The organism is Prevotella melaninogenica ATCC 25845 (assembly GCF_000144405.1).
GTDB classification, from domain to species: Bacteria; Bacteroidota; Bacteroidia; order Bacteroidales; family Bacteroidaceae; genus Prevotella; species Prevotella melaninogenica.
The window spans coordinates 411,106-431,358 of the sequence record NC_014371.1 but is presented as its reverse complement, the minus strand read 5'-3'; the positions used below and the strand labels follow the sequence as shown (position 1 = coordinate 431,358).

Annotated in this window: 19 protein-coding genes; 11 read left to right on the top strand and 8 right to left on the bottom strand. The window is 39.1% G+C overall.

Features of this window, described 5'->3' with window-relative positions:
• Nucleotides 1–435 precede the first annotated feature (435 nt).
• A complete protein-coding gene (rho, locus tag HMPREF0659_RS08795) occupies nt 436–2,391 on the top strand; it encodes a transcription termination factor Rho (RefSeq protein ID WP_013265356.1) in 1,956 nt (651 codons plus the stop codon).
• A gap of 475 nt (nt 2,392–2,866) precedes the next feature.
• Here rho and HMPREF0659_RS08790 read toward each other — a convergent pair whose 3' ends face one another.
• Together HMPREF0659_RS08790 and HMPREF0659_RS08785 are read right to left on the bottom strand one after the other, a co-directional pair.
• Complete coding sequence (locus HMPREF0659_RS08790) at nt 2,867–4,132, bottom strand: type IX secretion system plug protein (protein WP_013265385.1); 1,266 nt, start codon at nt 4,130–4,132, stop codon at nt 2,867–2,869.
• Nucleotides 4,129–4,575, bottom strand: coding sequence for a hypothetical protein (locus tag HMPREF0659_RS08785; RefSeq protein ID WP_004359818.1), 447 nt, complete (start codon nt 4,573–4,575; stop codon nt 4,129–4,131). The genes HMPREF0659_RS08790 and HMPREF0659_RS08785 overlap by 4 nt, the downstream gene beginning before the upstream one ends.
• Before the next feature lie 171 nt (nt 4,576–4,746).
• On the opposite strand from HMPREF0659_RS08785, the gene galE reads away from it, so the two are divergent.
• From galE to HMPREF0659_RS08765, 4 genes are all read left to right on the top strand, one after another.
• Nucleotides 4,747–5,784, top strand: coding sequence for a UDP-glucose 4-epimerase GalE (gene galE / locus HMPREF0659_RS08780; RefSeq protein WP_013265583.1), 1,038 nt, complete (start codon nt 4,747–4,749; stop codon nt 5,782–5,784).
• A 569-nt stretch (nt 5,785–6,353) separates the two neighbouring features.
• Complete coding sequence (locus HMPREF0659_RS08775) at nt 6,354–6,947, top strand: TetR/AcrR family transcriptional regulator (protein ID WP_004359820.1); 594 nt, start codon at nt 6,354–6,356, stop codon at nt 6,945–6,947.
• Nucleotides 6,948–7,024: 77 nt separating this feature from the next.
• Nucleotides 7,025–7,771: a 3-oxoacyl-[acyl-carrier-protein] reductase gene (fabG, locus tag HMPREF0659_RS08770; protein WP_013265181.1), complete on the top strand. Its 747-nt coding sequence runs from the start codon at nt 7,025–7,027 to the stop codon at nt 7,769–7,771.
• A gap of 209 nt (nt 7,772–7,980) precedes the next feature.
• Entirely contained in the window at nt 7,981–8,652 is a 672-nt protein-coding gene (locus HMPREF0659_RS08765; RefSeq protein ID WP_004359822.1) for an RluA family pseudouridine synthase, read from the top strand.
• 189 nt (nt 8,653–8,841) lie between these two features.
• On the opposite strand, the gene mltG is transcribed toward HMPREF0659_RS08765, so the two are convergent.
• The gene (gene mltG / locus HMPREF0659_RS08760; RefSeq protein ID WP_013265303.1) at nt 8,842–9,876 is read right to left on the bottom strand and encodes an endolytic transglycosylase MltG; all 1,035 of its coding nucleotides are present in this window, start codon (nt 9,874–9,876) and stop codon (nt 8,842–8,844) included.
• A 159-nt stretch (nt 9,877–10,035) separates the two neighbouring features.
• Here mltG and HMPREF0659_RS08755 point away from each other — a divergent pair, with 159 nt between their 5' ends.
• A complete protein-coding gene (locus tag HMPREF0659_RS08755; protein ID WP_013265367.1) occupies nt 10,036–10,680 on the top strand; it encodes an HAD family hydrolase in 645 nt (214 codons plus the stop codon).
• 246 nt (nt 10,681–10,926) lie between these two features.
• Here HMPREF0659_RS08755 and rlmH read toward each other — a convergent pair whose 3' ends face one another.
• The 4 genes from rlmH to HMPREF0659_RS08735 form a co-directional block, all read right to left on the bottom strand.
• On the bottom strand, nt 10,927–11,397 hold the full coding sequence (gene rlmH, locus HMPREF0659_RS08750; protein WP_013265152.1) for a 23S rRNA (pseudouridine(1915)-N(3))-methyltransferase RlmH: 471 nt from the start codon (nt 11,395–11,397) through the stop codon (nt 10,927–10,929).
• 1 nt (nt 11,398) lies between these two features.
• The gene (locus HMPREF0659_RS08745; protein ID WP_013265119.1) at nt 11,399–11,962 is read right to left on the bottom strand and encodes a Maf-like protein; all 564 of its coding nucleotides are present in this window, start codon (nt 11,960–11,962) and stop codon (nt 11,399–11,401) included.
• Between the two features lie 11 nt (nt 11,963–11,973).
• Nucleotides 11,974–12,492, bottom strand: coding sequence for a KdsC family phosphatase (locus HMPREF0659_RS08740; protein WP_013265769.1), 519 nt, complete (start codon nt 12,490–12,492; stop codon nt 11,974–11,976).
• An 80-nt stretch (nt 12,493–12,572) separates the two neighbouring features.
• Entirely contained in the window at nt 12,573–13,367 is a 795-nt protein-coding gene (locus tag HMPREF0659_RS08735) for a Rossmann-like and DUF2520 domain-containing protein (RefSeq protein WP_013265608.1), read from the bottom strand.
• Between the two features lie 131 nt (nt 13,368–13,498).
• Here HMPREF0659_RS08735 and kdsB point away from each other — a divergent pair, with 131 nt between their 5' ends.
• The 5 genes from kdsB to pyrF all read left to right on the top strand — a co-directional run bounded on the left by kdsB (nt 13,499) and on the right by pyrF (nt 18,832).
• Nucleotides 13,499–14,239 (top strand): 3-deoxy-manno-octulosonate cytidylyltransferase, encoded by a 741-nt coding sequence (gene kdsB / locus HMPREF0659_RS08730; protein ID WP_013265234.1) that lies wholly within the window; start codon nt 13,499–13,501, stop codon nt 14,237–14,239.
• 665 nt (nt 14,240–14,904) lie between these two features.
• Nucleotides 14,905–16,068 (top strand): AIR synthase-related protein, encoded by a 1,164-nt coding sequence (locus HMPREF0659_RS08725; RefSeq protein WP_013265072.1) that lies wholly within the window; start codon nt 14,905–14,907, stop codon nt 16,066–16,068.
• 137 nt (nt 16,069–16,205) lie between these two features.
• On the top strand, nt 16,206–17,318 hold the full coding sequence (gene prfA, locus HMPREF0659_RS08720; protein ID WP_013265550.1) for a peptide chain release factor 1: 1,113 nt from the start codon (nt 16,206–16,208) through the stop codon (nt 17,316–17,318).
• Between the two features lie 19 nt (nt 17,319–17,337).
• Entirely contained in the window at nt 17,338–17,838 is a 501-nt protein-coding gene (locus HMPREF0659_RS08715; RefSeq protein ID WP_013265476.1) for a hypothetical protein, read from the top strand.
• Nucleotides 17,839–18,004: 166 nt separating this feature from the next.
• A complete protein-coding gene (pyrF, locus tag HMPREF0659_RS08710) occupies nt 18,005–18,832 on the top strand; it encodes an orotidine-5'-phosphate decarboxylase (RefSeq protein ID WP_013265209.1) in 828 nt (275 codons plus the stop codon).
• Between the two features lie 595 nt (nt 18,833–19,427).
• On the opposite strand, the gene HMPREF0659_RS08705 is transcribed toward pyrF, so the two are convergent.
• Complete coding sequence (locus HMPREF0659_RS08705; RefSeq protein ID WP_013265746.1) at nt 19,428–20,207, bottom strand: porin family protein; 780 nt, start codon at nt 20,205–20,207, stop codon at nt 19,428–19,430.
• Nucleotides 20,208–20,253 lie beyond the last annotated feature (46 nt).

The window sequence follows — 20,253 nt, the reverse complement described above, 5'->3', positions numbered from 1 at the left end:
ACTTGATAACTACCTGATTCTCTGTTGATTGCAAACCTGCCTCTTATATATGTTTTTGCCGTTAGTTATAAATGTTTTCTTTGAAATTATGTAATTATTTTTCAAACCTTTATCTGCATATTTTCGAAGTCTAAAAAGAAATGATTTTCAATATCAGAGGATGATAATAGGATAGAATGTTGATTGTCTTAGCCAAGTTTTTGTTTAATGAATGGCTATGATTCATCCATTAAAGCAATACGAAAAGTGTCCACACATTTAACGGAAGAACCCTATTATATTCTATTCATCCACAGAATAATATCAAAAAAGATAAGAGAAATCTTGTAAGGTTCAAATAAAAATTATACCTTTGCGCCACAAAAGACACATTTAATGATGTTTCACCTTATGAAACGTCGACACTATCAAATGTAATTTCCCATACATATTTATATGTTAAGCAAAGAAGAATTATTAGAGAAAGAAGTTTCTGAACTTGAAGCTATTGCTCAGAGTACTGGTGCTGTTTACTCACCTGGAGATGATAAGGATAAGCTCGTTTATGCCATCCTTGACCGCCAGGCAGAAGAGGCAGGTACAGCACATCCCTTAGAATCAAAGCGTAAGCGTACCAGAATAGCACGAAAAGATACCGACAGGGTTTATTCGGTACATGGTGAAGAAGGGGAAAACTTCGACGTACAGAAGAATAAAAACACGGCAACAAGTCAGCCTTCATTATTCAAAGAGTTACCTGAAACAAAGGACGATAAGACTGAAGAGAAATCTCCAGAAGAAATATTAGCATCTATTCCAAAGCATCGTGGTCGTAAATCTAAGGCTGAATTAGAGGCTATTGCAGCTGCAGAAGCAGCTATAAAGGCAAAAGCAGAAGAGGCACAGCAGACTGAAGAGCCTGTAGAGGAGGCTCCCGTAGAGAATGTAGAGCCATCTGCTCCAGAGGATTTCATCCCAGAAGATCAGTTCTCTAACGTACCACAGCAGGAAGAGGGTGAAGGTAAAGAAGAATTATTGGCACGCCTTCAGGAGAAGGTTAACGCACATAATATGAATATGGAACCAGCTGGTTATCCTGTATTACCTGATGGTGTATGGGCAGGTGACCCAGGCGATGGTACAGATTTCATTCCAGTTGTTGACCTACCAATTGAAGATCAGGGTATTGTTCCAAACTATGATATGTTTGATCAGCCTACAACTCCTGCTCAGTTGCCGTCAACTCCGGTCTATGATAATGCTCCAGTTGCAAACAATGCGAACTATGATTTCTCTGATCTTATCAAGGCAAACGGCGTTCTTGAGGTAATGCCTGATGGTTATGGCTTCCTCCGTTCAAGCGATTATAATTACTTATCATCACCTGATGATGTGTATATTGCAAACAATCAGATTAAGCAATATGGTCTGAAGACAGGTGACGTTGTAGAATGCCACGTACGTCCACCACATGAGGGCGAGAAGTATTTCCCACTGACAAGCATTGACAAGATTAATGGTCGTAAGCCTTCTGAGGTACGTGACCGTATACCTTTCGAACATCTTACACCACTCTTCCCAGAGGAGAAGTTCACACTCTGTGGCGATCCTCGTACAACTAATCTTTCAACACGTATTGTAGATCTCTTTTCACCAATCGGTAAGGGACAGCGTGCATTGATTGTTGCGCAGCCAAAGACGGGTAAGACTATCTTGATGAAGGATATTGCAAATGCCATTGCAGCCAACCATCCAGAGGCTTACTTGATGATGCTCTTGATTGATGAGCGTCCTGAGGAGGTTACCGATATGGCACGCACAGTAAATGCAGAGGTCATTGCTTCAACATTTGATGAGCCTGCAGAACGCCACGTTAAGATTGCCGGTATCGTTTTGGAGAAGGCAAAACGCATGGTTGAATGTGGTCATGATGTAGTTATCTTCCTTGACTCAATCACTCGTTTGGCACGTGCTTACAACACTGTAGCACCAGCATCTGGTAAGGTATTGACTGGTGGTGTGGATGCCAATGCATTGCAGAAGCCAAAGCGTTTCTTCGGTGCTGCACGTAATATTGAAGGTGGTGGCTCTTTGACTATCATTGCAACAGCCTTGATTGATACTGGTTCCAAGATGGATGAAGTTATCTTCGAGGAGTTCAAGGGAACAGGTAACATGGAGTTGCAGCTTGACCGTAGCTTGAGTAACAAGCGTATCTTCCCAGCTGTTAACTTGGTTGCTTCAAGTACACGTCGTGATGACCTCCTTCAGGATCGTACAACACTTGATCGTATGTGGATTCTCCGCAAGTACATTGCTGACATGAATTCTATCGAGGCAATGAACTCTATCCACGACCGTATGAGACGTACAGAGAACAATGAGGAGTTCCTGTTGTCAATGAATGATTAATGAAATCAAACTATTAAAACTTACTTTTCTTTTCTAACAGTAAGTTTACAGTATTAGTAAAATAGAAAAAGTGTATCAAAAGTATGAAACAGTATTGTTTCATTTTGATACACTTTTTTTGTTTATATACAATTACACCCAACTGTCAAAAAGCTTCCTTTTGTCCTATTATTTCACAACCTGCTTTTTAAAAGATGCTTAATTGGATTCGAAAAGACGCCCAATTGGCTTGCAAAAGATGCCCTTTTCGATGCTAACTAACGCCCTTTTGAACCCTTACTAAGCACCTTTTAAAATATGGTTTTATAATATGCTGGATTACTGATAGTTATAAAGATGATTTTAAGACATCATATCTTATGCTTTTAGGGAGTAAAGACAATAAATTATGTAATATAATTTCAAACAAGAAAATATAAAATATCAGGTGCTTTCAGAATATAAAAACACGACGCTTTGATAACTGAATAATCCCTTATTTCTTGATAAACCTAACATTTGCATAGCCAACAAGCTTATCGGTACGTCCTCCTTGTGGACGGAAATAAATAAGGGCTTGATAGCTATTTTCGGTTTGATAATGGCTATTGTCAACTCTAAAAGACGAGAGTCTATCTTGCTCATCTGCAGCAAGGAACTGATAATTATAATAACCTAACTTCAAAGGGACTACTGCCTCATAATATCCACCAGCAGAATTATATGTCATCTCATAAGCAGGAAGCAGACGGTCATAAGTCCAATCACCATTCAGAAATATTCTGTAAGGGTAGGGGGAAGGTACATTTAACTGAAAATGAGTCAGCATATAGTCGCTCGTTGTATTTATCTCAACATTATCCGAGTTACGTATTAAGAATGCACCATCAGCATCTTCATCATACAGATAATTCACGAAAGGAGTAGTAGGGAAGAGATAGGCATGAAAATTCTTACCATCCCAACCAATTTTATCTACGCCCATAGAAGCAACATCGGTTGAGAGAATCTCAAACTTCCTATATTCATTACCCGCCCAAAAGATATAATCTTGATTATGCGACCATCGTAAACCATTTGGCATGACATACTGCGGTTTACTATTCCAACGAGCATCAAGCCAATTACGGTTTTGTAATACTACTGTCTTAATCTGCTGCTGTGGATTACTTACCGTGTAAGGACCATAATCTATCAGCATCTCAGCCTGTTGCTGCTCACGATTAATTGACTGATCTGTTTGTGTAGTTATATTCAATCTGACGCCCATAGAACTCTCCGCAGGCTCTGTAAGCATAAAGCAAGCAGTTAGCAAAGGATAATCAGAACTACTATCATCATCATAGACATATAGACGATAATTGCCTGACAACTTTGGTTGACACTTATCATTCGGAATATCTAAATGATAATGTGTATAAAGTGTATTCGTAAGGGTAGATTCCTTTATGTCATCTATTGTATTTCCAGCAATAAAACCATCTACGACATCACTTTCAAAGAGTCCGACGGAAGGCTTCCAGTCAGCTTCACAATGCTCTAACCGATAAGTCAGACGGCGGTAAGTGTGTGTAAGATCGTCAAAATCTATACTTATCTTTCCGTCATTGAGTACCATAATAGGCAAATCCATCCACTTCTGATTAGCAACAACCTGCAATGAACGGATATTCTCGTCATTGATTTCATGTCGCTGAGCAGAGGTAGAAAGGGGAAAAAGATAAGCTAAGCAATAGATGAATATAAAGCCTAATCTCCTCATTCTTCTTTATTCAATAAATCATTGAGAAAGCAATCTAAGTCCTTATCCAAATCATGCATGAGGTCGCCACCTATAATAACAATGTCGTCATCAACAAGATAAAGCTCAGAAATATTATTCCTATCATCATCTTCAAGGATGAAACTATAAGGTTTCATGATTGACATATTCTCAATTACATCCTTTATACGATTAATTTCTGAACGCAAGATACATGCTGCTTCTTGATAAAAATTATCACTCTTATTATCAATCCATTGGTCGATGACACAGCGAGTAATCTCATCATCGCTATCGTCAAAAGCCATAAGATCACCACTATCTTGCGATACACGCAAATGAATATCTGTCATTGGCATATCACAATCATTAGCAGTAAATTTCTGTGCTACTTTCTTCAAAAAGCGCTCAATTTGTTGCTGGGTCTGTTCGGTTCCTATCATGTCCTTGGTATATGTTTATTTTATAACAACGGCAAATATACAAAAAGTTTTCGATTTTGTATATACGAACACATTTTTTTACGCTCTTTTTTTGATGATTATAAAAAAAACATTATCTTTGCAACGTAACTATTTGAAATAAAACAGCCTAAATAAGGAAAACAATATAAAATGAAACAAACAATTCTTGTTACTGGAGGAACTGGATTTATTGGTTCACACACAAGTGTAGAGCTGATAGAAGCTGGTTATGAAGTCGTTATTGTTGACGATTTATCTAACTCTAAAATTGAGGTTTTAGATGGTATTGAGAAAATAACGGGCGTTAGACCAGCTTTTGAGCAGATTGACCTTCGTGATCGTGAAGCTACAGAAAATGTCTTCCGTAAATATCCTAAGATTGAAGGTATTATTCATTTCGCAGCTTCTAAGGCAGTAGGCGAGAGTGTACAGCTTCCTTTGATGTATTACAGAAACAATATTGTTTCATTGTTGAATCTATTGGAGCTTATGCCAAAGTACAATGTAAAGGGAATCATCTTCTCAAGTTCTTGTACCGTATATGGCCAGCCAAAGCCTGAAAACCTACCTGTTACAGAGGATGCTCCACATCAGAAAGCTACCTCTCCATACGGTAATACCAAGGAAATCAACGAGCAAATCATCTTAGATTATATTAATAGCGGTGCCGATATTAAGAGCATCGTATTGAGATATTTTAATCCTATTGGTGCACACCCATCAGCATTGATTGGTGAGTTACCTAATGGTGTACCAAATAACTTGATTCCTTTTGTTACACAAACCGCTATGGGTATCAGAAAGGAGTTGACCATCTTTGGTAATGATTATAACACACCTGATGGTACATGTATCCGTGACTACATCTATGTTGTTGACTTAGCAAAGGCACACGTAGCAGCAATGGCACGCGTACTTGACCAGGATACAGAGAAGATTGAGTACTTCAACATTGGCACAGGTAGTGGTAACTCTACAAAGGAGATTGTTGAAACCTTTGAAAAAGCTACTGGTGTTAAAGTAAACTGGAAGTATGGTCCACGTCGTGAAGGCGATATCGAAAAGATCTGGGGCGATTGCACCAAAGCCAACACAGTATTGGGTTGGAAAGCTGATACGCCATTGGCTGACGTTCTCGCAACTGCTTGGAAATGGCAGGAGAAACTTAGAGAAGACGGAGTTATGTAGAAATCATTTTTTACGATTAATAATAGTCAAGATTAGTAAGCAAAAACAATATTGCAGGTGTATCCTGCTTTATTTTGTGTTTGTGTTGTTGTTATCCCTCGATGTGAATCGAGGGATAATTTTTATGCCCTTAAATCAGTTCTACTATTACTCAGTGCTGTACGCTAAACATTTACTCTATCATTAGTGTTTATAGTTTTCTATCTTATATATAACTACTATAAAGTATCTCTCTTTTCATTTTCAAGCAACGTGTTGTTACCCAGCACAAGTGGTGCTCATGCCCAACACGATTGGTGTTGAGGGTTAATCACATTACAAAATATGGATAGGAGAGCAATAACTTATATAATAATCAATAAGAAGAACAGAGCTGTTATCTACTATTCGATTGAGGCTAATTATACTTGCCAAGAACTATCTTAAGGTAAAACAGAACAACATTAAGGACAAAAAGATTAAAAAAGAACAACTTTTATCCGTATAAATTTGCGAATATGGGATATAATCTATAATTTTGCACATAAGATTTGCGATGTGCAAGTAACTAAATAGATAATTACAAGGGTATGTCAATATCAAAGACCAGACAAAAGCTTGTTGATGTAGCACGCCAACTTTTTGCAAAAAATGGTATTGCCAACACAACAATGAACGACATCGCCAAGGCTTCAGGTAAAGGTAGACGCACACTCTACACTTACTTTAAAAGCAAGGACGATGTGTATTATGCTGTTATTGAGTCTGAGCTGGAGCGTTTATCAGACAAGTTGGACGAAGTAGCTGCTAAAAACATCAGCCCTCAGGATAAAATCATCGAACTGATTTATACTCATCTTAGTATGATTAAAGAGACTGTTATGCGTAATGGTAATTTACGTGCAGAGTTCTTTAGGAATATATGGATGGTAGAGAAGGCGCGAAAGAATTTTGATGAGGACGAAATCGAACTCTTCCGTAAGGTTTATTCTGATGCCAAGGAAGACGGAGATTTTGATATTGAAAACGTTGAACTTGTAGCAGACATCACACACTATTGTATCAAAGGACTTGAAGTACCATTCATCTATGGTCGATTAGGTCATGGACTAACAGAGGAATCTTCACGTCCACTTGTGGCTAAGGTTGTGTATGGTGCATTAGGAAAAAGTGGACTGAAATAAACCATCATTCTATCATGTGATTTCAGTCAGTTTACTTAATTATAAACTTATAAACTAACAATATAAATCAAAACAACATGAAATTATTGGAAGGTAAGACAGCCCTGATTACAGGTGCTGCACGTGGTATTGGTAAGGCTATCGCATTGAAGTTTGCAGAGGAGGGTGCAAACGTTGCATTCACCGACCTCGTTATCGACGAGAATGGCAAGGCTACAGAGGCAGAGATTGCTGCTTTTGGCGTAAAAGCTAAGGGTTATGCAAGTAATGCAGCAGACTTCGCACAGTCAGAAGAGGTTGTAAAGCAGGTTAAGGAGGAATTCGGTTCTATTGATATCCTCATCAATAATGCTGGCATTACGAAAGATGGTCTTATGCTTCGTATGACTGAGCAGCAGTGGGATGCAGTTATTGCAGTAAACCTTAAGAGTGCCTTCAACTTCATTCACGCTTGTGTTCCAGTAATGATGCGTCAGCGTGGTGGTAGCATTATCAACATGGCAAGTGTTGTTGGTGTTCATGGTAATGCTGGTCAGGCTAACTATTCAGCTTCAAAGGCAGGTATGATTGCTTTGGCTAAGAGTGTAGCACAGGAGATGGGTCCTAAGGGAATCCGTGCCAATGCTATTGCTCCAGGCTTCATTGATACAGCTATGACACAGGCTTTGGATGACGATATCCGTAAGGAATGGACTTCAAAGATTCCTCTCCGCCGTGGTGGTACTGTAGAGGATGTAGCAAACACAGCTGTTTACCTTGGTTCTGAACTGTCAAGCTATGTTACAGGTCAGGTTATCCAGGTTGATGGCGGTATGAATATGTAAAGTTTCTTCCCTCCCTCCTGTCAGCGATGCTGAAAGGGTAGGGAGGGAGAATTTAGTTTGCTTCTATAAATTCTTTACTTATTTGACAAGTGGTTAGCCCTTTCTTCTAATACATACAGCGAAGAAGGAAGATTTTATATAAGCTATTTCTCTATAATTGTTACTACTGATAATCTTTTATTATATCTCTCTATAAGGCGTTTCTTACTATGGAAGTACTTTACGAAGATAATCATATCATCATCGTCTACAAAGAGGCAGGCGAGATTGTACAAGGCGATAAAACTGGTGATGAACCTTTGTCAGAGATTGTCAAACAATGGATAAAGGAGAAATACCAGAAACCAGGGAATGTCTTTTTGGGTGTTGTACATAGACTGGACCGTCCTGTAGCAGGATTGGTTGTCTTTGCAAAGACATCAAAAGCACTTACAAGACTAAACGATATGTTCCGCAATGGTGAGGTGCATAAGACTTATTGGGCTATTGTTACGCGTCCACCATTTGAGACAGAGGCTACACTAACAGACTGGCTTGTACGTAACGAACGCCAGAATAAGAGTTATGCTTATAATCACCAAGTACCAACTTCTAAGAAATCTATCTTACATTATAAGGTAATCAATCAGTCAGAACGTTACACACTATTAGAGATTAATCTGATGACAGGTCGTCATCATCAAATTCGTTGTCAGTTGTCTAACATGGACTGCCCTATAAAAGGCGATTTGAAATATGGTGCTCCACGTTCTAATCCAGATGGCAGTATTTGTTTGTTGAGCCATCGCGTTGAATTCATTCACCCTGTTTCAAAGGAGAAGATCTGTATAGAATCACCACTCCCAAAAGACAACTTATGGCAAGCAATAGGTAAATTATAATAGAGAAAGCCTAATTTTAGTAAGACTGATAGCCCCAGCTTTCGTTGGTTATTACCATCCGCACAACATGTGCGGGGCATCAACACGATATGTGCGAGACCTCAACACAATATGTGTGGAAGCATCGCACATAATAAGATAAGTATTAAAACTTCAAGAGAAGATAGTCAAATAAACTATATTTCCTCCTTAATTTATTCCATGTTCATTCAATGCTTTAGCATACTTAGCAGCATTCACTTGATGTTCTTCGTATGTCTTGGCAAAGTTATGTGTACCACTAAAATCCTCCTTAGCACACATGTAGATATAATCATGATGAACATAATTCAATACAGCATCAATAGCTGCCACAGATGGAATACGTATTGGACCAGGAGGAAGACCGCGATATTTATAGGTATTATAAGGATTATCAATCGTAAGCCACTTCTGATAGATACGATGAGCAGTAAAGTTCTTTGTAGCAAACTTTATTGTTGGATCAGCCTGCAAAGGCATATTCATGTGTAAACGATTGATATACATACCGGCAATCTTTGGCATTTCTGCCTCATTATCGGTTTCTTCGTCAACAATACTTGCGAGCGTAACAATCTCACTTTCAGTAAAGCCAGCCTGTTTCGCCTTCTCTTTACGTTCAAAGTTCCAGAACTTCTTGTTCTCTTCACTCATCTTATCGAGAAACTTATCGACTGAAGTATTCCAATAGAAATCGTATGTATTAGGAATAAACATTGCAGGGATGGTTTCTGGAGTAAAACCATACTTCTTACAAGTTTCTTTTGACTTAAGACGAGAAAGGAGTTCTGAACGTGAGAACATCAGCTTTTCGCTCACATCAGTGGCAAGATCTTCAATCGTTCTTACTGACCTAATCGTAATCTTCACAGGGGCTTGAAGACCATTAATAATATGACGTGAAGTCTGAAGAGAACCAGAAGAACCAACAGTAAATCTACCAGGACGGATATGATTTGAATATCCCATAATTCCAGCAAGCTGCTTGAATACCCAAAAACCTTGAGGAGTTGAGATTGGCTGAAGCTTAGCATATACTGAGTCTATATTGTCGTTCTCATCAATAAGAACATATTTTTCTTTCCCTGTACGGGACATTCCCGAGAAGAAAAGAAAGTATGCTACACCTGCTAATATCGCAAAAATTGCAACAATAATCCAACGGGACGTTGTCCTTTTGTTCTTTCCTTTAGAATTTGCCATCGTCTTTACTTTATAATTATGAAGTGCAAAGGTACAATTTTAAAGTACAAAACGAGCAATGACATGCAACTTTGATGATATCTTTTTTGAAATTTAAGAGAAAAGATAAGTTATTGTCTGCATAATTGTGTACTTTTGTCTGAGGTAAACAAAAGGATAATGAAAGAATTTGATACATATATCTTTGATTTAGATGGTACGTTGCTAAATACATTAAACGACTTGGCTGCAAGTACAAACTATGCACTTCGTTGGGCTGGAATGCCTGAACGTACAATAGAAGAAATACGTATGTTTGTGGGAAATGGAGTAAAACTACTCATGGAACGTGCCATTCCTAATGGTATTAATAACCCTAAGTTTGAGGAGACTTACGCCAAGTTTCGTGAACATTATATGGAGCATAATCTTGATACAACCAGTCCTTACGATGGTATTCCAGAGTTATTACGCGAATTAAAACGTCGTGGTAAGAAACTTGCGATTGTAAGCAATAAGTTCTATGCAGCAACACAAGACCTCGCAAAGCATTTCTTTCCAGACACAATAAAGGTGGCAATAGGAGAGCGCGAGACAATCAGAAAGAAGCCTGCACCAGACACAGTATTGGAGGCTCTTCGGCAATTAGGAGCGTCAAAGGAAGGTGCTGTATATATTGGTGACAGTGATGTAGATATAATGACAGCCAAAAACTGCGGATTACCATGCATCAGTGTGCTTTGGGGATTTCGTGATAAAGATTTTTTAATACAGCATGGTGGCACTATATTCGTTAATAAACCATCTGAGATTTTAGGCGAATAATCTTTTTGCTTATTCTTACTTGCTATATATGAAGTCATAGAGGCTTTATATATAGCAATCCTTTTTTATTCCAATCGATCATAAAAAGAATGATAAATAGGGCTTTATAACATCTATTTATCATAACTACCATTATCTTAAAAACAATAAACACGTTTTGTGTTCATGCTCAGCACATATGGTGCTTGCCATTAACACCATATGTGTTGGGCATAAAAACGTTGCGTAAAGATAGCTAAATTGAATTTATTCATGGTGATATGGTTCACCTTTTATAATTGTGCAAGCACGATAAAGTTGTTCTGTAAAGATAAGTCTGACCATCTGATGTGAGAAAGTCATACGTGACAACGAGATCTTTTCATTGGCACGTGCATAAATATCTGGGGAGAAACCATACGGTCCACCAATAATAAAAACAAGTCGACGAGCCGTATTTTGTTTTTGTTTCAACCAATTCGCATATTCAATAGAACGAAATTCAGCACCATGTTCGTCTAACAATACGACCGTATCAGAAGGCTGAATTTCTTTCAAAATCAATTCACCTTCCTTTTGTTTTTGTTGATCTTCAGAAAGGCTTTTCGTATTTTTTAATTCTGGGATTGTAGTAATACTAAATGGCATATAATGCTCAATACGACTGACATAATCATCTATACCAACCTTAAATATCTTACTCTGCGTTTTCCCAACAAGGATGAGTATCGTCTTCATATTAAAACTTCTTTATTTCTTCCCACAGTCTTTGCACTGGCAATCCCATAACATTAAAATAGCTACCGTTAATAGATGTAACTCCAACATAGCCAATCCATTCTTGAATACCATAAGCTCCTGCTTTATCGAAAGGCTTATAATGCTCTATGTAATAGGTGATTTCATCCTCCGAAAGCTGCTTAAATGTCACATCAGTAGTCACTGAGAAAGCATGTTCCTTATCAGTTGTCAACAAACAAACACCCGTAATAACCTGATGCGTTCTACCACTGATAAGCTGAAGCATACGACGTGCATCCTCTGCATCCTTAGGCTTTCCAAGAACTTCATCTCCAACAATTACCACCGTATCAGCCGTAATAACAAGGTCGCCCTCCCCTATCAATGTACGATAGGGGGCTGCCTTCTCACGAGAAATATAGCCAGCTACTTCAGCGGCTGGTAGATTATCAGGATAAGACTCATCAATATCAGGCAGTACTTTTACCTCAAAATCCAAGTCCAAACCACCTAAAAGTTCACGACGACGCGGCGAATTACTCGCAAGTATTATACGTTTCATTATATTACAGTTTACCAGCCAAAAGCCTTTTCATTCAATACCCATTTCCCTTGAGCCTTCATCACCTGCTCAAGAATATCACGTGCAACACCATATCCACCCTTACAATCACTAATATAGGTTGATATCTCTTTGATTTCTGCACAAGCATCCTTTGGACAGCAAGGACAACCAGTACGCTTCATCACTTCGTAATCAGGAATGTCATCACCTACATATATGATTTCTTCTTCTTTCAAATCATACTTCTTAAGGAACTCTTCCCAAGTGCGTATCTTCATCGAACAGTTAATATAAACATCCTTAACGCCAAGATATTCATAGCGTGAACGAACATTCTCGTTATGTCCACCAGTCATAATCGCAAGCTGTAGCCCATGCTTTACAGCCAACTGAATAGCATAACCATCCTTAATATTAACCGTACGTAGTGGGTCACCCTTTTCATCCATCTGAATGGTAGAAGCAGACAATACGCCATCAACATCAAAGACAACAGCCTTTATTTTTTGTAAATCGTAGTTTATCATATAAGTAAGTATAATCAATTTAGATTGTAAATAACTATATTATAATAAGTTACATCTATATATTAGAGTTTATTATTAATCTATCTTTTGTCTAAAGTGAGATTATCCACCAGCGGATTAATCCCCTTTGAAAGCATCTTATAAAGCTCCTGCAAATCCTCTTTGCCATTCATCAACTCCAACTGCTTACTCATTACATTCCTATCTCCACGCACTGCAGGTCCCGTCTGTGCCTCCTTTGGACTGATTTTCTGTATCTTTTCTGTTGTTTCATTTATCAATGGTAACATCACATCGAACGGAATACCATGCTCACCGAGAATGTCTGAAGACACCGTGTAGCAATAATTTGTAAAGTTACAAGCCCAAACAGCAGCTAAATGTAGATACTTCCTATCTGCGGAAGACAACCTTATCACACGCTGAGTAAGTTTATTAGCAAGACTCCTAATAACATCCTCCGTCTCAATAGAATTGCCCTCAATAAACACTGGGATACGCTCAAAATCCACATCCTTAGTCTTAGAGAACGTCTGCATAGGATAAAATACGCCATAACGCAGTGCTTTTCCCTCAAAACAACTCATTGGCATAGAGCCTGCTGTATGGAGAAAAAGCTTGTTTCCCCTACCCTTACAGACCTCTGAAATCAACTCACAGAGAACACTATCTTTCACCGAAAAAATGTAAACATCAGCCTCATCGCGAAGTGCTTTTATATCTGTTAGCCACTCTGCCTCAAGCAATTCACCTAATGTTCGGGCAGAATCTTCAGTACGACTATATACTTGACTGATAATGACACCAGCCTTTTTCAACGACTTACCCAACTGTGTGGCAAGATTACCAGCACCAATCAATGTAACCTTCATCATGCCAACAAATTTAATAATTTTAAAGGAAATATGTCGGGAAGTCATCGCCTTTTTAATAAAGATTTACTACTTTTGCGCATACTGGTACATAAACCAGCAGTATATTAAACTTTAAACGGATAGAAACACGTATGAAATTTATTGGAATTATCCCCGCTCGCTATAGTTCTTCACGCTTTCCTGGTAAACCTTTAGCAATACTTGGAGGAAAAGCCGTAATAGAACATGTTTACAGACAGGTAAGTAGTGTGATGGAAGATGTATTTGTTGCCACAGACGACCAACGTATCTACGATGCCGTAGAGGCGTTTGGCGGTAAGGCTATAATGACTCGTTCCGACCATCAGAGTGGCACAGACAGAATCTGCGAAGCCCTCGACAAGGTGGGTGGAGACTTTGATGTCGTTATCAACATACAGGGTGACGAACCTTTCATACAGAGAAGTCAGCTTGAAACTGTCATGCAGTGTTTTGACAATCCACGCACACAGATAGCAACACTTGGCAAACCTTTTGAGTCTATGGAGGCAGTAGAGAATCCTAATTCACCTAAGATTGTACTCGACAATGATGGTTATGCACTTTATTTCTCTCGCTCAGTCATTCCTTTTGTACGTGGTAAAGAAAGTGCAGAGTGGCTCACTCATTTTCCATTCCTCAAACACATCGGACTTTATGCTTACCGTACTAAAGTGCTACGTGAAGTAAGTCGTCTCCCACAATCACCACTTGAATTAGCAGAAAGTCTTGAACAGCTACGCTGGTTACAGAACGGATATAAAATAAAGGTAGGTCTTACGGATGTTGAAACTATCGGTATTGATACACCAGAAGATCTACAACACGCTGAAGAAAAATTGCGTAGCCTATAAAAACAAGGGCTGAAAGCATAAGAAACAGACTTCAGTACAACTCGTCTAAGAACTATATCAAATACTTTTGTCCGAACGTTGCCTACTTTGTTAGCCACGTTCGGACAAAAATAACACAAACAAAGAAAGCTAAAAAAGACACACGCAAAGGAAATTTTATTACAAATCGTTCACTGATTTTATCTTAAAAGACAGTTTAAAACTGTCCTAAGCATTACTTTTATAACTGACTAATAATCAAATCATTACAAACCACCATTTCAAAAGATGCTTAATTGGCTTCTTAAAGGGCGTTAGTAAGACCTCAAAAGGACATCTTTAGCAAGCCAAAAGGGCGTCTTTTCAAAGCCAAAAGAGCATCTATTGGTTTTTCATACACGAATTTATTTTTACAAAAAAGACTTTGATTCGACAAAAAGAAGACTATCTTTAACATGCAAAATACTATAAAATAGATATTGCCCATTCCCAACTAAAAATCACTAACACATCAAAGCAGACAACAAGTTAATATCTATCTATGATAGAACTTCAAAACAACTATAAAAGTCGGCAACCCATTTTTCAAGCAACAAAAGCCCTCTTTTAGTAGAAATTTATGCTTTACTTCAGCTGATAATCAACAAATATTAGCTACCTTTGCACAAGAAAACTCCTTTTAAGATATGAACAACAGATACATGATGCGCGGCGTAAGTGCTGCAAAGGAAGATGTGCATAATGCCATCAAGAACATTGACAAAGGTCTTTACCCACAGGCTTTCTGTAAGATTATCCCTGATATTCTTGGCGGAGACCCAGAATATTGCAACATTATGCATGCCGATGGTGCTGGAACAAAGTCTGCACTGGCTTACATGTATTGGAAGGAGACAGGCGATTTAAGCGTATGGCGTGGCATTGCACAGGATGCTATCGTAATGAATACAGACGACTTGCTCTGTGTGGGTGCGGTAGACAATATCTTAGTTAGTTCAACCATTGGTCGCAACAAGATGCTTGTACCGGGCGAGGTTATCTCAGCTATCATCAATGGTACGGATGAACTCTTGGCTGATATGCGCAAGATGGGTATTGGCATTTACCCTACTGGCGGTGAGACAGCAGATGTTGGCGACCTTGTTCGTACAATTATCGTAGATTCTACTGTTACCTGCCGTATGCGCCGTGAAGATGTTATTGACAATGCAAACATCCGTCCAGGCGATGTGATAGTAGGCCTTTCATCTACTGGTCAAGCTACATACGAGACACGCTATAACGGTGGTATGGGTAGCAATGGTCTGACATCTGCACGTCATGATGTATTTGCTAAATATCTTGCTGAGAACTATCCAGAGAGTTATGACCATGCAGTACCAGAGGATTTGGTATACAGTGGTAAGTATAAGTTAAGCGATGCCGTTGAAGGAAGTCCTATCAATGCAGGCGAACTTGTCCTCTCTCCTACTCGTACATATGCTCCAGTCATCAAGCGTTTGTTAGACGAACTGCGCCCAGAGGTTCATGGTATGGTACATTGTACAGGTGGTGCACAGACTAAGGTACTACACTTCGTAAATGAGAATTGCCGTGTCATCAAAGACAATATGTTCCCAGTTCCCCCACTCTTCCGTGCTATCAAGGAGTGTAGTGGTACTGATTGGAAGGAGATGTATCAGGTATTCAACATGGGTCATCGTATGGAAATCTATGTTCGCCCAGAGGTTGCTGAGCAGGTTATTGCCATCAGTAAGGAGTTCAACATCGATGCACAGATTGTCGGACACATCGAAGAAGGCAAGCGTAGCTTAACGATTAAGAGTGAGTTTGGCACATTTGAATACTAATAATTCACAATTATAAATTCACAATTTACAATTAGGAATATTGTTATTCTCCAAGTGTGAGAATACGCACTTTCATGTATCAGATTGTTTCTGATTGTGGATGTTGAACGATAGGTTATGAATTAAACTAAAAGATTATGATAGATAACAACAGTATATTACAGAAACTCGACGGACTTGAGGCTCGTTATGAAGAAGTATCAACGCTTATAACAGACCCAAGTGTCATTGCAGATCAGTCACGTTATGTGAAACTGACAAAGGAATATAAGGACCTTGGCGACATTATGGATGCTCGTCGCCGTTATATCAACTGTCTGACCACTATCAAAGAGGCAAAGGATATCATTGCCAATGAGAGTGATGCGGAGATGAAAGAGATGGCACGTGAGGAGTTATCTGAGAACGAAGCACTTCAACCAGCACTCGAAGAGGAAATCAAGTTGCTACTTGTACCAAAGGATCCAGAGGACGCAAAGAACGTTCAGATGGAGATTCGCGGTGGTGCTGGTGGTGATGAAGCTGCGCTCTTTGCTGGTGATCTCTTTAATATGTACAAGCGTTATTGCGACAAGAAGGGCTGGAAGCTCTCTATCACTTCCGTTTCTGAGGGTACTGCAGGTGGATTTAAAGAGATTGACTTTGCCGTTGAGGGTGATAATGTCTATGGTACCTTAAAGTATGAGTCAGGTGTTCACCGCGTACAGCGTGTACCTGCTACTGAGACACAAGGTCGTATGCACACATCCGCTGCGACAGTAGCCGTATTGCCAGAGGCTGATAAGTTCGAAGTAAATATCAACGAAGGCGATATCAAGTGGGATACTTTCCGTTCCAGTGGTGCTGGTGGTCAGAACGTAAATAAGGTTGAATCTGGTGTACGTCTGCGCTATCCATGGAAGAATCCTAACACTGGTGAGGTTGAAGAAATCCTCATCGAGTGTACCGAGACACGTGATCAGCCAAAGAATAAGGAGCGCGCATTGAGCCGTCTTTATACTTACATCTATGACCACGAGCATCAGAAGTATGTTGATGACATCGCAAGTCGCCGTAAGACTTTGGTCTCAACAGGTGACCGAAGTGCCAAGATTCGTACATATAACTACCCACAGGGACGTGTTACCGACCACCGTATTGGCTTCACAACTCACGACTTACAGGGCTTCATGAATGGTGAAATTCAGGACATGATTGACGCTTTGACCGTTGCAGAGAATGCTGAGAAGTTGAAGGAAACAGAGTTGTAACAACTAATATTAAGTAGATATGAGCAACGAAACTAAAGCTAAGAAAGAAAGCAAGTTAGATATTGACAACAACTTTGACTTGCAACTTGTAAAAACGTTGAGCCCAGCACTTAGATGGATACTTGTATTACCAATAGCGTTCCTTGCAATGTTTGTAATTCAAATTGGATATGGTTTCATCGTTAAACTCATATTATCGAACTTTGCTCAAGATGGTATTGTGAGCATAATCGGCAATAGTACTGTTATGCTTGCTAAGTACACTGTGTTCGTAATAGCAGCAACATCAACTGCTCCAGTTGCACTCAACAAGAAGTTCATTGTAGCTATCGTATCAGCACTTATCGGTGCATTGCTATGTGTGGGAGGTACAGCCATTGCCATTTCAGTTGCTGTTTCAACCGATAACACCATGTTAATCGCAACATTTGTAGCTTCAATGGTTGGCTTGCTATTAGGTATATGGAAGGTTCGTAGTTCTATCTCTAAGCCTGTAGCAGAGGAAGACAAAGCTTCGTAGCTATAAAAAGTAACTACAAGAAAAGCTATATCAAAATTTAGGGGCGTATGGTTCGTGTATCTGTTATATAACATTACTTACAGACATAGGAACCGTACGCCTTTGAAAATACAACAGTTAGTCATTAAAAATACCCTTTTGATTAATTCTAAAAAAGATAACCTTTATGAACAGACAACAGTTAATCAACGAGATTTTCACAAAGAAGACATTCTTATGTGTGGGACTTGACACTGATATCAACAAGATACCAGCGCACTTGAAGAATGAGGATGACCCTATCTTTGCTTTCAACAAGGCAATCATTGATGCAACAGCACCTTATTGCGTAGCCTATAAACCCAACCTCGCTTTTTATGAGTGCTATGGCTTAAAGGGTATGTTAGCATTTGAAAAGACTATTCAATATATAAAGGAGAACCATCCAAACCACTTTATCATTGCTGATGCTAAGCGTGGTGATATCGGCAACACATCTAAGATGTATGCCCAGACTTTCTTCGAAGAGTATAATCTTGATTCTGTTACTGTTGCTCCATACATGGGCGAAGACAGCGTAAAGCCTTTCCTTGAGTATGACGGAAAGTGGGTTATCCTACTTGCATTGACAAGTAACAAAGGTAGCCATGACTTCCAGCTGACAGAGGATAAGCAGGGCGAACGTCTCTTTGAGAAGGTCTTAAAGAAGTCACAGGAATGGGGAACAACCGAAAATCTCATGTACGTTGTAGGTGCAACACAGGGAAAGATGTTTGAGGATATCCGCCGTATAGCACCAGAACATTTCCTCTTGGTACCAGGTGTTGGTGCACAAGGTGGTAGCTTGCAGGAGGTTTGTAAGTATGGAATGACAAAGGATTGTGGTCTACTTGTAAACTCATCACGTGGTATTATCTACGCAAGCACTGATACCGACTTTGCTGAAATTGCTGCTGTAAAGGCAAAAGAACTGCAAGAAGAAATGGCTGTTGAACTGGAACGTATCGTAAGATAACGATATACATACATCTAAAAGAAAAGGCTCAGTAGACAAACAAAGATGTTGTCGACTGAGCCTTTTTACTTATTTTGCATTTAGAGTAATAAGAATAGTTCTTCTGTTAAATGCATAGATTGGATTAGAATAAAGACTTATACTCTCCTTAAGACAATACCATTTATTCCCATTCTTATAGTTTTTGTAAACTATTTTCGTACAACTCAAAATCAAGACATGCTCTTTTAGCTTCTTAAAGACGCCTAATTGACTTCCAATAGGTGCCCTTTTGAAGTGTTACTAACGCCCTTTTGAAACCCAATTAAGCACCTTTTATTTTGCTACTTTATAACTATCTGATTCTCTGTTGGTTGCAAAGTTGCTTTTTGAGTGGCTTTGTGCTCGATTTAGAAGAAGGTTTAAGCAAAGAAATGTAATAATCTTTCAAAGCCTTATCTATATTTTTTCAAGTGTTGAAATTAAAAAGCTTTCCGTGTCGAGAGCTGATAATAAAATAGGCAGATGGCTGTCTTAGCTATGTTTTTATTTAATGAGCAACTTCGTTTTTTCCGTTAAAGCTATACGAAAAATATACACATTTAACGGAAGAACCTTAAAAACGATATCCGAATCCGAGGTTAAGATAGATTGGATAAAGTCCGAAGCTAATCGTCTTGAAATCACTTTCAAAGATGTTATTGAATGCCCATGTAAGGTCAGCATTGACTGTGAAGTGATTGAAAGCACGCCATGTTGCACCTAACTGACCACCCCACTGAAAGTGACGGAGGTTAGATGAGAAATCATATGACGCTGTATTGCCATCAGCAAAAGTAAGTTTCTCTCCCACAGGAGTACCTTCACGCAGATAACCATCACTTACGTTACCCGTAAACTGACCATCTAACTTGATAGAAGAGTAAAGCCCTGCACGCACCTTCCAGCGATCATTGAAACGATAGTTTGCCATAACAGGAATAGTAAAAAGGGTTGTATTATAGTTTGTCTTTACATAACCCGTCCAATAACCAGCCACACGACTACCATCATTGAGAATTTCCATGCTATAGTTTTTCACGTTTGCACCAGTTATCATACCCTTTTCTTCAAACTTCAAACCAGTAGAAACACCCCACTTCTGCTCCTTACCGAGCCATTTAGTGACTGTTCCCTCTAACGTTCCATTGAACTTTGGACTATAACTACTTATCTCTCTGATTTCTACAGGCATAGGAAGAGGAGATGCACCACCAATGTTTACGCCAGCTTTTACCTCATATTCCCAGCCATTTTGTTCTGCACTGCTTAGTGAAGAAGTACGGTCTGTTTGTGCAAAGGCTGTCGTTGCGCAGTTCATTGCCATGATTGCAACTGCAATAATATGTTGTCTCATTTGTCTTATTTTATCTTTAATATCTTTGTGTTAACTCTCAAACCAT

Bases quoted from the DNA above. Each gene is read 5' to 3' on its own strand.
- HMPREF0659_RS08740 (WP_013265769.1), bottom strand. From the start codon at position 12,492: ATGATAAACTACGATTTACAAAAAATAAAGGCTGTTGTCTTTGATGTT.
- HMPREF0659_RS08775 (WP_004359820.1), top strand. From the start codon at position 6,354: ATGTCAATATCAAAGACCAGACAAAAGCTTGTTGATGTAGCACGCCAA.
- HMPREF0659_RS08725 (WP_013265072.1), top strand. From the start codon at position 14,905: ATGAACAACAGATACATGATGCGCGGCGTAAGTGCTGCAAAGGAAGAT.
- HMPREF0659_RS08765 (WP_004359822.1), top strand. From the start codon at position 7,981: ATGGAAGTACTTTACGAAGATAATCATATCATCATCGTCTACAAAGAG.
- HMPREF0659_RS08705 (WP_013265746.1), bottom strand. From the start codon at position 20,207: ATGAGACAACATATTATTGCAGTTGCAATCATGGCAATGAACTGCGCA.
- HMPREF0659_RS08755 (WP_013265367.1), top strand. From the start codon at position 10,036: ATGAAAGAATTTGATACATATATCTTTGATTTAGATGGTACGTTGCTA.
- HMPREF0659_RS08790 (WP_013265385.1), bottom strand. From the start codon at position 4,132: ATGAGGAGATTAGGCTTTATATTCATCTATTGCTTAGCTTATCTTTTT.
- mltG (WP_013265303.1), bottom strand. From the start codon at position 9,876: ATGGCAAATTCTAAAGGAAAGAACAAAAGGACAACGTCCCGTTGGATT.
- HMPREF0659_RS08735 (WP_013265608.1), bottom strand. From the start codon at position 13,367: ATGATGAAGGTTACATTGATTGGTGCTGGTAATCTTGCCACACAGTTG.
- rlmH (WP_013265152.1), bottom strand. From the start codon at position 11,397: ATGAAGACGATACTCATCCTTGTTGGGAAAACGCAGAGTAAGATATTT.
- HMPREF0659_RS08785 (WP_004359818.1), bottom strand. From the start codon at position 4,575: ATGATAGGAACCGAACAGACCCAGCAACAAATTGAGCGCTTTTTGAAG.
- fabG (WP_013265181.1), top strand. From the start codon at position 7,025: ATGAAATTATTGGAAGGTAAGACAGCCCTGATTACAGGTGCTGCACGT.
- prfA (WP_013265550.1), top strand. From the start codon at position 16,206: ATGATAGATAACAACAGTATATTACAGAAACTCGACGGACTTGAGGCT.
- kdsB (WP_013265234.1), top strand. From the start codon at position 13,499: ATGAAATTTATTGGAATTATCCCCGCTCGCTATAGTTCTTCACGCTTT.
- HMPREF0659_RS08715 (WP_013265476.1), top strand. From the start codon at position 17,338: ATGAGCAACGAAACTAAAGCTAAGAAAGAAAGCAAGTTAGATATTGAC.
- rho (WP_013265356.1), top strand. From the start codon at position 436: ATGTTAAGCAAAGAAGAATTATTAGAGAAAGAAGTTTCTGAACTTGAA.
- HMPREF0659_RS08745 (WP_013265119.1), bottom strand. From the start codon at position 11,962: ATGAAACGTATAATACTTGCGAGTAATTCGCCGCGTCGTCGTGAACTT.
- pyrF (WP_013265209.1), top strand. From the start codon at position 18,005: ATGAACAGACAACAGTTAATCAACGAGATTTTCACAAAGAAGACATTC.
- galE (WP_013265583.1), top strand. From the start codon at position 4,747: ATGAAACAAACAATTCTTGTTACTGGAGGAACTGGATTTATTGGTTCA.